Annotated in this window: 16 protein-coding genes; 7 read left to right on the top strand and 9 right to left on the bottom strand. The window is 70.0% G+C overall.

Annotated elements, in window-relative coordinates; all coding sequences use genetic code 11:
- Positions 1 to 36: 36 nt before the first annotated feature.
- The gene (locus ON33_RS12305) at positions 37 to 558 is read right to left on the bottom strand and encodes a prepilin peptidase (RefSeq protein WP_040858581.1); all 522 of its coding nucleotides are present in this window, start codon (positions 556 to 558) and stop codon (positions 37 to 39) included.
- Positions 559 to 708: 150 nt separating this feature from the next.
- Here ON33_RS12305 and ON33_RS12300 point away from each other — a divergent pair, with 150 nt between their 5' ends.
- The 4 genes from ON33_RS12300 to ON33_RS12285 are packed head-to-tail and all read left to right on the top strand — an operon-like array spanning position 709 to position 3252.
- Positions 709 to 1833 (top strand): M24 family metallopeptidase, encoded by a 1125-nt coding sequence (locus ON33_RS12300; RefSeq protein ID WP_040858580.1) that lies wholly within the window; start codon positions 709 to 711, stop codon positions 1831 to 1833.
- A 37-nt stretch (positions 1834 to 1870) separates the two neighbouring features.
- Positions 1871 to 2434, top strand: coding sequence for an elongation factor P (gene efp, locus ON33_RS12295; protein ID WP_040858579.1), 564 nt, complete (start codon positions 1871 to 1873; stop codon positions 2432 to 2434).
- A 20-nt stretch (positions 2435 to 2454) separates the two neighbouring features.
- The gene (gene nusB, locus ON33_RS12290) at positions 2455 to 2961 is read left to right on the top strand and encodes a transcription antitermination factor NusB (RefSeq protein ID WP_174391514.1); all 507 of its coding nucleotides are present in this window, start codon (positions 2455 to 2457) and stop codon (positions 2959 to 2961) included.
- Between the two features lie 33 nt (positions 2962 to 2994).
- Complete coding sequence (locus ON33_RS12285; RefSeq protein ID WP_218001414.1) at positions 2995 to 3252, top strand: YciI family protein; 258 nt, start codon at positions 2995 to 2997, stop codon at positions 3250 to 3252.
- A 12-nt stretch (positions 3253 to 3264) separates the two neighbouring features.
- Here the strand turns inward: ON33_RS12285 and ON33_RS12280 are convergent, their stop codons facing one another.
- A complete protein-coding gene (locus ON33_RS12280; protein ID WP_040858577.1) occupies positions 3265 to 4242 on the bottom strand; it encodes a quinone oxidoreductase family protein in 978 nt (325 codons plus the stop codon).
- Positions 4243 to 4326: 84 nt separating this feature from the next.
- Here ON33_RS12280 and ON33_RS12275 point away from each other — a divergent pair, with 84 nt between their 5' ends.
- Positions 4327 to 4938, top strand: a complete 612-nt coding sequence (locus tag ON33_RS12275) for a TetR/AcrR family transcriptional regulator (RefSeq protein ID WP_051151957.1) — start codon at positions 4327 to 4329, stop codon at positions 4936 to 4938.
- A gap of 223 nt (positions 4939 to 5161) precedes the next feature.
- Here ON33_RS12275 and ON33_RS12270 read toward each other — a convergent pair whose 3' ends face one another.
- The 5 genes from ON33_RS12270 to ON33_RS12250 all read right to left on the bottom strand — a co-directional run bounded on the left by ON33_RS12270 (position 5162) and on the right by ON33_RS12250 (position 10330).
- Positions 5162 to 5767, bottom strand: coding sequence for an NUDIX hydrolase (locus ON33_RS12270; RefSeq protein ID WP_218001413.1), 606 nt, complete (start codon positions 5765 to 5767; stop codon positions 5162 to 5164).
- A 28-nt stretch (positions 5768 to 5795) separates the two neighbouring features.
- Positions 5796 to 7049: an adenylosuccinate synthetase gene (locus ON33_RS12265; protein ID WP_040858575.1), complete on the bottom strand. Its 1254-nt coding sequence runs from the start codon at positions 7047 to 7049 to the stop codon at positions 5796 to 5798.
- Between the two features lie 27 nt (positions 7050 to 7076).
- Positions 7077 to 8057: a hypothetical protein gene (locus tag ON33_RS12260; RefSeq protein ID WP_040858574.1), complete on the bottom strand. Its 981-nt coding sequence runs from the start codon at positions 8055 to 8057 to the stop codon at positions 7077 to 7079.
- Between the two features lie 5 nt (positions 8058 to 8062).
- Positions 8063 to 9082: a hypothetical protein gene (locus ON33_RS12255; RefSeq protein ID WP_040858573.1), complete on the bottom strand. Its 1020-nt coding sequence runs from the start codon at positions 9080 to 9082 to the stop codon at positions 8063 to 8065.
- 96 nt (positions 9083 to 9178) lie between these two features.
- A complete protein-coding gene (locus ON33_RS12250) occupies positions 9179 to 10330 on the bottom strand; it encodes a serpin family protein (protein WP_051151954.1) in 1152 nt (383 codons plus the stop codon).
- Positions 10331 to 10466: 136 nt separating this feature from the next.
- Between ON33_RS12250 and ON33_RS12245 the strand changes: the two genes are divergently transcribed.
- Both ON33_RS12245 and ON33_RS12240 read left to right on the top strand, forming a co-directional pair.
- Complete coding sequence (locus ON33_RS12245) at positions 10467 to 10979, top strand: DUF4334 domain-containing protein (RefSeq protein WP_051151994.1); 513 nt, start codon at positions 10467 to 10469, stop codon at positions 10977 to 10979.
- 83 nt (positions 10980 to 11062) lie between these two features.
- A complete protein-coding gene (locus ON33_RS12240) occupies positions 11063 to 12295 on the top strand; it encodes an FAD-dependent oxidoreductase (RefSeq protein WP_040858572.1) in 1233 nt (410 codons plus the stop codon).
- Positions 12296 to 12338: 43 nt separating this feature from the next.
- On the opposite strand, the gene ON33_RS12235 is transcribed toward ON33_RS12240, so the two are convergent.
- Entirely contained in the window at positions 12339 to 12965 is a 627-nt protein-coding gene (locus tag ON33_RS12235) for an alpha-ketoglutarate-dependent dioxygenase AlkB (RefSeq protein ID WP_040858571.1), read from the bottom strand.
- A gap of 93 nt (positions 12966 to 13058) precedes the next feature.
- Positions 13059 to 13430: a hypothetical protein gene (locus ON33_RS12230; RefSeq protein ID WP_040858570.1), complete on the bottom strand. Its 372-nt coding sequence runs from the start codon at positions 13428 to 13430 to the stop codon at positions 13059 to 13061.
- Between the last annotated feature and the right edge of the window lie 23 nt (positions 13431 to 13453).

Genomic DNA, 13453 nt, shown 5'->3' with positions numbered 1-13453 from the left:
GGGTGCTCGAACACACGGTCCGCGCATAGCCCGATGTCAGCGCCCGGCCAGCACCGCCACCACGCTCGCGGCACACATCGCGGGCCCGTGCGCGAGCGTCCCGGCAGCGACCGCGGGCCCACTGGACGTCCACCGGGCACGGGCGTCGCCACGCGGTTGCGCGGACGGTGGCGACAGCGGGGACGGCGGCGATAGCGAGGGATGCGCCGCGAGCAGGCTGCCCAGGCCGGCGGCCGCGGTCAGCATCGGCGCGGCGAGCGCCGCCCAGCACCAGGTCTGCGGGCCGGCGAGGGCTGTCGCGGCTCCTAGACCGAGCGCCAGTTTGACATCGCCCGCGCCGAGGGCATGTGGGCTGCACAGGTGCACGAGCAGATACGGGACGGCCAGCAGCACCGCGCCGGAGAGGGCGAGAGCCGGTCTGCCCGTGGCGAATCCGTAGCCGAGCACGAACGCCGCGCCCGGCAGGGTGAGGGCGTTCGGTAGCCGCCGGCAGCACAGATCGCAGGCGCTGAGCGCGAGGCACCACAGGGCGAACAGCAGGGTCGGCAGTGCGGGCATGGTTCGAGGGTCGCGCGCCGGCGCCCGGCGCGGGGCGCGCGATCGCGAAATGTGGAGAACCGCTTGCTATGTGAACAGCGCGAGTTCCATAACAGGTCCATTCACGTGTTGCGTGTCGGCGTTGCGGCGTGTCGGCGGTAGCTTTGACCCATGTCTGCTGATCACGCTTCGGCCCGGCGCCCCGACTACGCGCTGCGCAGGGCCAATCTGCGCAATCTGCTGGTGGAGAACCGCGTCGATGCCCTGCTGGTCACGGACCTGATCAATATCCGGTACCTGACCGGGTTCACCGGGTCGAACGCCGCGCTGCTGGTGTACGCCTGGGACTCCACCGAGGACCGCACCATCATCTGCACCGACGGCCGCTATCTCACCCAGGTCGGCGTCCAGGTGCCCGATCTGCGCGCCGAGATCAACCGGGTCAGCGCCCGCCGCGTCATGGAGATCGCGGGGGAGTGGCAGACCGGCCGAGTCGGATTCGAGAGCCACGTGGTCACCGTCGACCAGCATCGGAGCCTGTCCGCGCTGGGCACCGGCCTGGACCTGGTCGCCATCTCGGGGCTGGTCGAGCAGCTGCGGATGGTCAAGGACGAGTTCGAGGTCGACCAGCTGCGCGCGGCCTGCGACGCCGCCGACGCGGCCCTGGCCACCCTGCTCGAGCGCGGCGGCCTGCGGCCCGGCCGCACCGAACGGCAGGTGGCCCGGGAGCTGGAGTGGCTCATGTTCGAGCACGGCGCGGAGGCGGTCGCCTTCGAGACCATCGTGGCGGCGGGCCCGAATTCGGCTGTCCCGCACCATCGCCCGACCGGGGCGGTGCTGGCCGCCGGCGATTTCGTGAAGCTCGACTTCGGCGCGGTGGTCGGCGGCTACCACTCCGACATGACCCGCACCTTCGTGCTCGGCGCGCCCGCGGACTGGCAGCGCGAGGTGTACGAGCTGGTCCGGCGCGCGCAGCAGGCCGGGCGTGAGGCCCTGACCCCGGGCGTCTCGACCAAGGCGGTGGACGCGGCGTCGCGTGCGGTGATCGAGGCCGCCGGACACGGTGAGCTGTTCGTGCACGGCCTCGGGCACGGTGTGGGCCTGCAGATTCACGAAGCGCCCGGAATCGCCAAAACCGGCACAGGTACACTGCTGGATGGCGTGGCGGTGACCGTCGAGCCAGGTGTGTACTTCCCCGGCCGCGGTGGCGTACGGATCGAGGACACGCTCGTGGTTCGCCAGGGGGGCCCGGAGCTGCTCACCCGCACCAGCAAAGACCTGACCGTCGTCGACTGACGCGCGGTTTGACCGACTAGTAGGAGATCCGAGGACAGTGGCGGACACCAGCGACTTCAAGAACGGCCTCGTGCTGAAGATCGACAATCAGCTGCAGCAGATCGTCGAGTTCCAGCACGTCAAGCCGGGTAAGGGTCCCGCCTTCGTGCGTACCAAGCTGAAGAACGTGGTCTCGGGCAAGGTCGTCGACAAGACCTTCAACGCCGGCGTCAAGGTGGAGACCGCGACCGTCGACCGTCGCGACATGACATACCTGTACCACGATGGCCAGGACTACATCTTCATGGACGGCGACACCTACGACCAGATCCACCTGAGCGAGCAGCTGCTGGGCCGCAATGCCGGCTTCCTGCTGGAGAACATGGCCGTGCAGATCGCCATGCACGAGGGTGAGGCGCTGTTCGTCGAGCTCCCCGTCGCCATCGACGTCGTCGTCACCCACACCGAGCCGGGCCTGCAGGGCGACCGCTCCTCGGCGGGCACCAAGCCCGCCACCGTGGAGACCGGCGCCGAGGTGCAGGTGCCGCTGTTCATCAACCAGGGCGACAAGCTGCGCATCGACACCCGCGACGGCAGCTACATCAGCCGCGTCAACAACTGACGCGACGGATAATGTCTTCCGTGGCCGATCAATCGGACAAGAAATCTTTCAAGAAGCTCGGCGCACGGCACAAGGCGCGCCGGCGCGCGGTGGATCTGCTGTTCGAGGCGGAGGCCCGCGACATCGATCCCGCGGACCTGCTGTCCGAGCGTGTCTCGCTGTCGGTCCGTGAGGAATCGGTGGCTCCGGTGAGCCCCTACACCCGGGTCCTGGTCGAAGGCGTCGCCGACGATCTGGACCGGGTGGACGGCACCATCGAGTCGTACCTGCAGGACTGGACGCTGGGACGGCTGCCCGCCGTGGACCGCGCCATTCTGCGGGTGGCGGTGTGGGAGTTGTTCCACGCCAACGACGTTCCCCCGGTGGTGGCGGTCGACGAAGCGGTGGAGCTGGCCAAGGAGCTGTCCACCGACGATTCGCCGTCGTTCATCAACGGGGTGCTCGGCCAGGTGGTCCAGGTGGCCCCGCAGGTCCGGGCGGCCGCGGCCGCGACCCGCAGCACGGTCGTCGCCGACGACGAGAAATAGTTCGCGAGCAGTAGTTCGAAGGAGAGGCGCAGGGTGCGCAAATATCTGGTCCTGGCCATGCGCACCCCGCGCTTCGACGATTCCGTCATCGTCCCGCACCAGGATTGGCTGGCGGAGGTCCGCGAACGCGGACAGCTGGTGGAGACCGGCAAATTCACCGACGGCAGCGGCGGCGCGTACGTGATCACCGCCGAGAATCTGGCTGCCGCACAGGAACTGATCCACACGGACCCGATTCACACCACGGGCGCTTCGGAACTCACCGTCCACGAGTGGGAAATCACCGGCTGAGCCGGATTTTCGTCATGCCCCGGCGGGCCGTAGCACGATGGTGCCCTTGGCGGCGCGGTCGGCCAGCAGGCGATGGGCCTGCGCGGCCTGGTCGAGTGGCAGCACCCGATCGACCAGGGGAGTGAGCGAGCCGTCGGCCGCCCGCGCCAGCGCGGCGCCGCGGGCAGCGGCCACTCCCGCCAGCCAGTCCGGTCCGGAGCAGCCGACGAGGGTGAGGCCGCGCATGATCAGATCCATGGCACTGACCTGGGCGGGCGCGCCGGACAGGAACCCGTAGCTGAGCATGCGCCCGCGCAGCGGGGTCATGAGATCCAATACTGCGAGCGCGGATTCGCCGCCGATCGAATCGAAGACCACGTCCAGCGTTGCGCCGCCGAGGATTTCGCGCAGCCGCTCGGTCCAGTCCGCGGCGTGGTGGTCGATGACCACGTCGGCCCCGAATTCCCGGGCCTGCGCGGCCTTTTCGGCGCCGCCCGCGGTCGCGATCACCCGCGCCGCGCCGTACTCCTTGGCCAGTTGCGTGAGATAGGCGCCGACACCCGTGGCGGCCGCCTCGATCAGGACCGTCTCGGTGCCGGTGAGCCGGGCGGTGTCCAGCAGGGGGATCGCCACCGAGCCGCTCATGGAGACGGCCGCGGCCTCGACGGTGCCCAGGCCGTCCGGAATCGGCGTCACCCCTTCGGCCGGGACGCAGACCTGCTCGGCGTACGTGCCGAAGCTGTTGCTGCTCACGACGACTCGCCGTCCGATCAGCGAGGTGTCCACACCCGCGCCGACTTCGGTGATGACGCCCGCGGCCTGCGTGCCGAAGACGATCGGGAATTCCACCGGCAACGGGAACGCGCCCGAACGCAGCATGGTCTCGGGGAACAGGACGGGGATCGCCTCGGCGCGCAGCAGGATCTCCCCGGCCCGCGGTCGCGGTGCGGGCACCTCGCCCGCAACCAGGACGTCGGGTGCGCCGGTGCCGGTCAATAGGATTGCTTGCATTGAAAACCTCATAAGTTGACTGACGGTCAAGATATATCTGCGAAGATATTGACCGTCGGTCAAGTTGTCAATGGAAGTGGTGATATGAACCCGCCCAAGGAACGCGCCGACGCCGCCCGCAACCGGCAGGCCATCCTCGAAGCGACGCGCCGGCTGTTCGCCGAGGAGGGCGCGGAGGCTGTCACCATGGAACGGATCGCGGGCGCGGCCGGAGTCGCCAAGGGCACGCTGTTCCACCGCTTCGGCAATCGGGCCGGGCTGCTGCACGAACTGGTCGCCGAGGGCGCGTTCGCCCTGATGGAGGCCGTGCGGTCCGGCCCGCCCCCGCTCGGTCCGGGCGCACCGGCGGGCGAGCGACTGCTGGCCTACTTCGATGCCATGACCCGCATGGTCGCCGACGACATCGAGCTCTCGGTCGCCTATCGGGCGATTCCACCGCACCCGCGCGCCGAGGAGTTGCACGCGTTCTGGGCGACCCACATCGCCACCCTGCTCCGCGAGGCGCGCCCGGATCTGGACGCCGAGGTGGTCGGCGGGCTGCTGCTGGCCCCGCTCGGCGGCGACCTGGTTCCGCACCTGGTCCGCAACGGTCAGAAGGACCGCCTGCTCGAAGCAGTTCGGCAGCTCGTCCAATCGGTCCTCGACGGATCTGCCCGGGTGGCGGAGGGGCTGGCTCAGGATGGGCTGTCGTCGTAGCGTTCGCGGGTGGCGGGGACGTACCCGATCGCGTCTCGGCCCAGCTCTCGATGGTTTGCATGACCGGCAGCGGACTGCGGCGGAGTTCGGTGCGCTCGTAATCGACGCGCAGCGGGACCGAGGCGGTGACCGCGCGGGCCCGCGTCGCCGACGCCCGCGCTACCGGCCGGCCGCCGGTGGCCTGCGTGGCCACGCGGCGCTGATTCCTCGAGCCGGAACGAGATCAGGTGAAGGACCAGACCGCGGCGGGGCGGCCGGTGGCCTTCACACGGACGCGTTCGCCGGTGCGGGAAAGGCCGGGGAGGGCGGCCAATGTCCGATTCAGGTTGCCGGGGTCGGGTTTGGTGCCGTGCAGGGCGGTGGTGAGGCTGACGGCTCGGGTGGCGGTGAACTGGTCGCCGGTGAGGGCGCGGGTGAAGGTGAGGTCCTTCCAGAGCATGTCGGCCAGCCGGGTGCGGGCGGCGGCGACGATCTGGTTGTGGTCGAACGCCAGCGGCGGGACGGCATCGAACGGAACCCAGGTCGCGCTGTCGGTGCCGTGCGGTCCGACCACGGCCCACATGGCGATGGACAGGGTCGGCCCGCGCGGATCGCGGTGCGGCTCATCGAAGGTGGCGACCTGACCGATGGCCAGGATGGCGTCCTCCGGCACGCCGAGTTTGGTGTGGACCGCGCGGTGGGCGGCCTCGGCGAGGCGTTCGCCGAGGCCGAGCAGCACACCCGGCAGCGCCAGCTCACCGGCGAACGGCTCCCACCGCCGCGTGGCGATGCCGAGGGTGGCGGTGGGGTCGTCGGGTCCGTAGCGCAGGGTGATCACGTCGATGGACACTGCGGATTGTTGCTCCACAAAGAGGCAATCATGCCTGAGCCGCGATCCGGAGCGTGCGATCGGCTCGGCCGGGGCCGTGGGCGGTGAGGACCACGGGCACGCCGAGTTCGGTTTCCAGGTGGCCGGGCACGTCGGCGGGCAGGTCGGCCAGGGCCGGGGTGGCGGTGCCCAGGAGGTCGGTGAGCCGCTGCTGGTGATCGAGGTCCTGCCAGACGCCGCACTCCAGGCGGTCGACGCACCCGTCCGGGGTGAGATAGCCGGTGGCGGTTCGGATGTCGCCGACGGCGTCGAGGTGGTTGACGGCCAAGCCGTCGATCCCGCCGCACGCTTCGACGGCGTAGCGCAGCAGCAGCGGATCGAGGTGCCCGCGGCGGAAAGCGCCCTGGTATTCGCCGGTTCCATTGTGCGGCTCCGCGATCGAGAGCGCCGGGTCCTCGGTGGGGAAGGGCCCGGCCCCGTGCCTGGTCAGGTACGCGCGGGTCACACCGAGCACGTAGGCGGGTGCGCCGAGGCGTGCGAGCATGGCGCGCGCGTTGCGGGGTTCGACGGTCGACCAGGTGGTGAACGGGTGGGTGCCGCGCCACTCGTCGAGCAGGACGCCTTGCGCGCCTTCGAACACCAGCCGGCCCTGGCGCGCGAACGCCGCGAGCTGCTCGCCCGGCAGGATGGCCACCGCCTCGGCGAACGCGGTGTAGGCGGCGACCAGGTCGTCGATCGGGTCGTAGCGGTGCCGCCCGCCGGTCAGCAGCGGCCCGTAGTGCTTCTCGAGGGCGATCAGCTTGCGCCGCAACACCTCCGGTCGCCGGCAGTCGGCGACGCGGGGTGCGTCGTGGCCGAGGGCGTAGCTCGCGGTCTCGCCGATGCCGATGCCGCACGAACCGTGCCGCGCGGTACCCCTCGTGTCCTCGCGGCAACGGTTGGCGGCTCCGTGGATCGGTGTGGTGAGCAGTGCCCGCTCGTCCACGTAGAGCAGGGACAGCGGATCGGCGACCCCGAGCGCGGCGAGGGCGCGCGCCTCGGTGGCCAGGGCCAGCGGCTCCACCAGCATGTGCCGCGACAGCAGGGTCGGCACCCGCGACAGGGTGCCGGACCCGAACTGGCGGAAGGTGTGGTGGCGGCCGTCGGCGATCACATTGTGGGCGGCCTGCGCCCCGCCGTTGAACCGCACCACCGCGGCCACCTCGAGCCCGGCCGCCGGTGAGCACAGCCAGTCGACGGTGGCGCCCTTGCCGGCGTCGCCGAAGCCCAGGTCCACCACGATCAGGTGACTGTCGCCGAACATGTTCTGTCCCTTCGTCTCTCGGATCGGTCAGAGATCCACGTCGTCGGTCCCGGCAGCGGCGGGCAGCGCTCCCACGCTGCGGCCGCGCCGGGCGCCGCCCAGCGGCGCGAGGGCCTTGCCCACCGCATCGGCCTCGCTGGTCGATCCGATGTCGCGCAGGTCGGCCAATCCCGCTCCGAGATCGATGCGGTCCTCGGCGATGCCGATGGTCAGCGCGATCAGCTCGCACACCGCGGCCGGATCGTCGAGCCGCAGGAACCGCTCACCGAGCAGCCCCTGCCAGTGCTCGGCGACCTCGGGATCCCGGTAGTAGCTGGACTGATTGGGCAGGATGTAGTGCACGTGCCAGCGGTCGGCGAGTTCGCGGTAGATCGAGTCGACGCTGATATCGCGGTCGACGTCGTCGCCGATGACGGCGCGAATGTGGCGGCCGGCCAGCCGGGCCTTGTTCAGTTCGTCGCCGACGATGAACAGGTAGCCCTTGCGGCCGCGCTTGTCCCACGCGTCGGTGGCGGTGTGCCGGGCGATGAAATACGCGGCCAGCTCGTAGCTTTCGGACTTCTGCCCGCCACCGCCTCCTTCGAGCAGGATGAGCCGCAGCTGCTCGTCCATCCGGTTGTCGGATTCGAACTGCCCGACCTGCAGCGGCACCCGGTCGCTGTCGGCGTCGCCGATGGCCCCGAACAGGATCTGCGGATCCTCGGCATATCCCTTGCGCTGCAACAGCCCGTGCAGTTTGGCCAGCTTCTCCTGCATGATGCGCGGCACGCTGCCCATGGACCCGGTGACGTCGAACAGCACCGCGATCGGCAGCGAGTTGCCGTGGTCGTCGGAGTCGCGCGACTCCCGCGTGCCCACCCCGAACGGGTCCAGGGTGGGATGCGCCTTCCACTGATCCCACGGCACCGACCGCATGTCCGCGGTGTAGCCGAAGTCGTCGAGTCCCTCGGCCGCGCGGAAGGTCCGCGCCGCGTCGTAGGCACTGTCGTCCCAGCGTCCGTAACCCATTGTTATCACTTACCTTTCGTGAGCTCGAAGGGCCGGAAGCGGCGCTTCCCGTAGAGCCGGTCGAGCAGATCGTCGAATTCCCCGAGCAGGTCGGCGGCCTCGGGCCGCAGGCGTGGATCGGATTGCAGGCACCCCGTGGCGTAGGACCGCATCGGCGCGGGTGCGCGGTCGCCGAGCATGGTGAGCATCAGTCGATGCGCGAGATAGACGTCGGTGGCGGGGGAGACCGCGTCCCGGATCTCCGGCGGATATTCGAGGGACTTCAGCGTGGCCGCCGCCGGATGGCCGGGCCGGGTCGCGAAAGACCAGCCCGCCAGCACGATTCCGTGCAGGCGCGGATGCACCAGCACATTGGCGGGGCTGATGGCGGTGTGCACCCAGCCCGCCGACCGCGCACCGGCGAGGCAGCGCAACAGCCGGCGGTGCATCCAGGCGTAGTCGCGCGGATCCAGGCCGCCCGGGTAGGCGGCGCGAACGTCCTCGAGTGTCACGAATTCCCCGGTGAGGGCGCCGAGCACGTTCACCGTGCGCTGCTCACCCGACGTGGAGTCCAGGTGATCGACGGTGTCGACCAGCTCGGGGAAGTATGGACCCAGCCATTCGTGCTCTGCGGCCACGATCGCGATGTCGCGCAGCGCATTTCGTTCCCCGGCGAGCAGCCGGTTGGCGGCGGGCCGTCGCGGGATCTTCACGACCCGATCCGAGCCGCTGCGATACACGTCCGCGACCGAGCCCGGCGCGTGCAGCGCGCCGACCGGATACGTGCCGTGTGTGCCGGTCACCTCGAGGGCGGGCTCGTCGAGGTCGAGCCACTGCCGGTACAACTCTGCCAGCCGCGCGAACGCGGCCCCCGCGATCGCGGTGTCGACGGGCTCGACCCGGTCGGGATGCACGATCGCCGCCAGCCGGTGGTATCGCCGCCGTGCGTCCTGGCGGGCCGTGGAATCTGTTGCGGCAGTACCGAACAGATCCTCGGGCCGGCGGGCCGCACGAATGTTCTCGGCGGTCTCCCGTGCTGTCGTCATTGTTTTAGGCTAGACGACTAAAACCGGGTGCGCCAGAGATTCGGGGCAACTTTTTGTAAGTTAGACAAAAAGCCTGGCGGGCTGCGTTCGCCGCCGCTAGCGGCCCGGTTGCGCGACCCATCCGGCGACCACGGCCAGCCTGGTGGGCCGGTGGGTCGCCACGAAGCCGAACGGGCGGTCGAACGTCACCTTTGTCTGCAGCACGGTGTGGCCCGGCTTCGGAAACCGGGCGCTGCCCAGCCTCATCGCCAGCGCGGTGACCGCGGCGGCGTCGAACCCGGTCTCGGTGAAGCGCGCGAACACGTCCTGCGCGGCCTGGTCCACATAGAGCGGGTGCTCCGACATCGCCGGGAAATGGCCACGCGCACTGTCGGTCACGGTGCTCAGCCCGAACAGTGCCGACTGTTCGATCAGGTTGTGCAGGCTGCGAATCTCGAAGGGCGGCACCAGGGTTTCCAGGGTGTCGCCCTGCCCGTGATCGGTCGCGGCCGTCACTCGCAGGCCGGGCGCCACGGTGCCCGCGGGCAGGTCCGCCCGGATCGGGGCGGCGCCGTCCAGGGCGGCGAGGCCGGTTGTCAGCACCGTGCCGGGCGAACCGTCGCCCAGCAGCAGGTGTACATCGAGATCGCCTGTGCCATAGATGATTACGCGGGTCACCGGATGTGCGGCGCCGAGCACGCACGCGTCCCGAGGGTGCGACGAGAATCGCCGCAGGGCGGGGCCGGTGTACCCGCGCCACGGGCCGTCGGCGACCTCCATGGTGGTCCGGTGGAAGGGCTGCAGCCAGGTGGTGCGCGCGGCCAGCGCGGTGGCGAGGACGAGGACCGTGCCGGCGTCGATCGGGAGCGGAAACTTCTCGATCAGGCCGTCGGTGTGACGGCTCGCCCAATTGTCGAGCGCGGCCTGGTCGGTGAGGGCCTGCACGATACCGGCGGGCAGGCTGCGCGACCAATCCGGGCGCAGCGGCAGATCCCGCCGGACCCAGAGCCCGAGGGCCGCCGAGACCGATTCGCTGTCGGTGAGCGTCCGCAGCAGGTCCAGGGCCAAATCGTGGCCATGGTCCGCGGGAATTCCGGTGGCCGCGGCGAGCTCGCCGCGGCCGGGCTCGTCGGCGGCGGACGCCAGTAGGGCGAGCAACGGCCATGCGCCGCAACCGGATAGAACGAAGTCGCCGGTCCCGGCGGCGGCGCACCAGCGGGCGGTGAGGCGGTTGGCGGCGGAGATCTGGGCGGACAGCGCGGTCGGCATGATGCCAGCCTAGGTGTGGTGTGTCCGGGGAGCGCCGGATACAGTGAGGTACAAAATGTCGTTTGCTCTCACCGAGGAGATCATGATGGTTGCCGCCGGGCCCGCCACGGACAATGCGCTGCGCTTGCAGACGCTGATGGCAGGGGACGGCACGGCCGCGCGGGCCTGGGAGCTGTTCGACAGCCTGCCCGCGGTGCGGGTCGAGGAGGTCACCACCGGTCGGTGGCGCGGGAACGAGGTGGAGACCGGGCATCCCTGGGACGGGATGCTGGTGGAAAGCGGCTGGTACGGAAAGCAATTCGACAGCGCCGACAGCGTGCAGCCACTGCTGTTCACGGATCCGGCGGGCGGCATCTTCGCGGTCGATCCGCGTCGGGTGCCCCTGTTCCTGGCCGGGAAGGTGCCCGTGACGACGCTGAAGCCGGTGCGCCGGTCGCTCGGGGTGCTGCGGCCGCTGCTGCGGACCCGCGCTCCGCGCGCCCGCCTGCGGAATCTGGAGTTCCGCGGAAAGACCAGCGCCGCAATGATCTACGACGATCTGCCGATCATCGACATCTTCCGCAAGGTCGACGAGGACACCCTGCTGGGCGTGATGGACAAGCGCGGACTGACCGAGCCGTACTTCTTCGTGCTGTACCGCGACCGCTGACCCCGGTCGACGAAGCGACTGTGCCCGAGCCGGACTCGGCCTACCATCGACGGTGAGGGTGGTCATCGGCTCGGGAGGTCCCGATGGAACGCACGACCTGTCTCATCGCCGGCGGGGGACCGGCGGGAATGTTCCTGGGGCTGCTGCTCGCCCGCGGCGGCGTCGAGGTCACCGTGCTGGAGAAACACGGGGACTTCCTGCGCGACTTCCGCGGTGACACGGTGCACCCGACCACCCTGGATCTCCTCGACGCTCTCGGCCTCGGGGAGGATTTCGCGAAACTGCCGCAGCGACGGCTGACCACCGTGCAGATCCCGATCGGCGGCCGCATGGTGCCGCTGGCGAGCTTCACCCACCTCCCGGGGGCGCACAAGTACGTCGCCATGGTGCCGCAGTGGGACCTGCTGGATCTGCTGGCCCGCGCCGGGGACGCCGAACCGGCCTTCCGCCTTTGGATGAACACCGAGGCGATCGATCTGGTGCGCGAGGGTGGCACGGTGGCGGGCGTGCGCTATCGCACCGACGACGGCGTCACCGGCGAGATCAGGGCCGATCTCACCGTGGCCTGCGACGGCCGGTCGTCGGTGCTGCGGGCCGCCGCCGGGCTGGGGGTTCGGAGCTGGGCGACGCCGTTCGATGCCTGGTGGTTCCGGATCCCGCGCCACGGCACCGACCCGTCCGGACTGATTCCCGTGGTCAGCGCCCATCGGGTGGTGGCCATGTTCGATCGCGGCGACTACTGGCAGAGTGCCACCCTCATCGCCAAGGGACGCGACGCGGAACTGCGTGCGCGGCAACCGGTCACGGAGATCATGCGCAGCCTGGCCGCGGTGGTGCCGTGGCTGGCCGACCGCACCGACGCCCTGCAGAGCTGGGACGAGGTGAAACTGCTGAACGTCGAACTGGATCGGCTCGACCGGTGGTACACCGGCGGACTGCTGTGCATCGGAGACGCCGCCCACGCCATGTCGCCCATCGGTGGGGTCGGCATCAATCTCGCCGTCCAGGACGCGGTCGCGACGGCGCGGCTGCTCGGCCCGAAACTGTTGTCGCACACCGTGACCACCGCGGATCTCGCCCGCGTGCAGCGCCGCCGGTGGCTGCCGACCGCTGTCATCCAGGGCATGCAGCGCCTCGCTCATGCGCAGGTCGTGCGTCCGGCGATCGCGGGTCAGCTGAACACCTCGAATTCCCGGGAGACGCCTGTGGCCTTGAAGGTCTTTCGGCGTATCCCGGTGCTGCGCAGCCTCCCGGCCTTCCTGGTGGCCCGGGGCCTGATTCCCGAACCGGTGCCGGACTTCGCACGCCGCCTCTGACCGATCTCCTGCGCGGGGGACCGCGCGGCGTCCGGACCCCTCGTTACCGGACGCCGCGCGGGCGGAATTGAATGCTGATGCGCGGCCCGACGGGTCTTCTGGTCTTGGGTACCGCGTGCTCCCAGGTGCGCTGGCAGGAGCCGCCCATCACGATGAGATCCCCATGTCCGAGCGGATACCGCACGCTCGCACCGCCGCCGCGCGGGCGCAGCATCAGGGCGCGCGCCGCGCCCACCGACACGATGGCCACCATGGTGTCGTGGGTCGCCCCGCGCCCGAAGGTGTCCCCGTGCCAGGCGACGCTGTCGTTTCCGTCGCGGTAGTAGCACAGGCCGGCGGTCGTGAACGGCTCCCCGAGTTCCTCGGAGTAGTGCGTGCTCAACGCCTCCCGCGCCTCGCTCAGCACCGGATCCGGTAGCTCGTGCCCGGCCTCGTAGAAGCGCAGCAGCCGTGGCACATCCACCATCCGGTCGTACATGGCCCGCCGATCCGCGCGCCACGGCACCTCGGTGACGAGCCGATCGAACAGCGCGTCCGCGCCGCTCAGCCAGCCCGGCAGCACATCCACCCAGGCGCCGTCGCCGAGCTCGGTGCGCCGTATCCCCTGCAGCGCACCGAGTTCCGCCTTCCCGAACCCGTCCAGAAGTGATCCCTGCCAAGGCGTCGACATACCGACGAACCTACCACAGGTCCGAACGTATGTTCGATAGTTGGTCGTGATGTCGCGGGAAGAGCGCGGAAAACGGCGGTGACGGCCGCCGAGTCAGATCTCGAGTTCCTCGTCGATCTTGCGGAGCTGGTGCCGGGCCAGGGCGAGGTTGCCGCGGATGCGGTCGAGCGCGAGATACAGGAACAGACGGTTCTCCGGGTGCGCGTTCAGTGGGCGCAGCAGGTGGTATTGACCGGTCAGGGTGATGAGGATGTCCTCGATGCCCTCGTCCAGGCCGAGCTGTTCGATGGTGCGCATCTTGGCGCGGACCACCTCGGTATTGCCGGCCGCGCCGAGCTGCAGGTCCAGAGACCGGGATCCGCCGGCGGTGCCGAGGGTCATCCCGCTGCTGTAGTCGACGACCGCCGCGCCGAGCGCCCCGTCGATGTTCATCATGTCCTTCAGTGCCACATCCAGATTCGACATTGATCTCCCTTTCCGTGTGCTGT

Origin of the sequence: Nocardia niigatensis NBRC 100131 (assembly GCF_000308655.1) — a bacterium.
GTDB lineage: Bacteria > Actinomycetota > Actinomycetes > Mycobacteriales > Mycobacteriaceae > Nocardia > Nocardia niigatensis.
The sequence above is the reverse complement of the archived record's forward strand: the minus strand, read 5'-3'. Positions and strand labels throughout refer to the sequence as shown.

Bases quoted from the DNA above. Each gene is read 5' to 3' on its own strand.
- ON33_RS12305 (WP_040858581.1), bottom strand. From the start codon at position 558: ATGCCCGCACTGCCGACCCTGCTGTTCGCCCTGTGGTGCCTCGCGCTC.
- ON33_RS12300 (WP_040858580.1), top strand. From the start codon at position 709: ATGTCTGCTGATCACGCTTCGGCCCGGCGCCCCGACTACGCGCTGCGC.
- ON33_RS12280 (WP_040858577.1), bottom strand. From the start codon at position 4,242: ATGCAAGCAATCCTATTGACCGGCACCGGCGCACCCGACGTCCTGGTT.
- ON33_RS12275 (WP_051151957.1), top strand. From the start codon at position 4,327: ATGAACCCGCCCAAGGAACGCGCCGACGCCGCCCGCAACCGGCAGGCC.
- ON33_RS12265 (WP_040858575.1), bottom strand. From the start codon at position 7,049: ATGTTCGGCGACAGTCACCTGATCGTGGTGGACCTGGGCTTCGGCGAC.
- ON33_RS12260 (WP_040858574.1), bottom strand. From the start codon at position 8,057: ATGGGTTACGGACGCTGGGACGACAGTGCCTACGACGCGGCGCGGACC.
- ON33_RS12255 (WP_040858573.1), bottom strand. From the start codon at position 9,082: ATGACGACAGCACGGGAGACCGCCGAGAACATTCGTGCGGCCCGCCGG.
- ON33_RS12250 (WP_051151954.1), bottom strand. From the start codon at position 10,330: ATGCCGACCGCGCTGTCCGCCCAGATCTCCGCCGCCAACCGCCTCACC.
- ON33_RS12245 (WP_051151994.1), top strand. From the start codon at position 10,467: ATGGCAGGGGACGGCACGGCCGCGCGGGCCTGGGAGCTGTTCGACAGC.
- ON33_RS12240 (WP_040858572.1), top strand. From the start codon at position 11,063: ATGGAACGCACGACCTGTCTCATCGCCGGCGGGGGACCGGCGGGAATG.
- ON33_RS12235 (WP_040858571.1), bottom strand. From the start codon at position 12,965: ATGTCGACGCCTTGGCAGGGATCACTTCTGGACGGGTTCGGGAAGGCG.
- ON33_RS12230 (WP_040858570.1), bottom strand. From the start codon at position 13,430: ATGTCGAATCTGGATGTGGCACTGAAGGACATGATGAACATCGACGGG.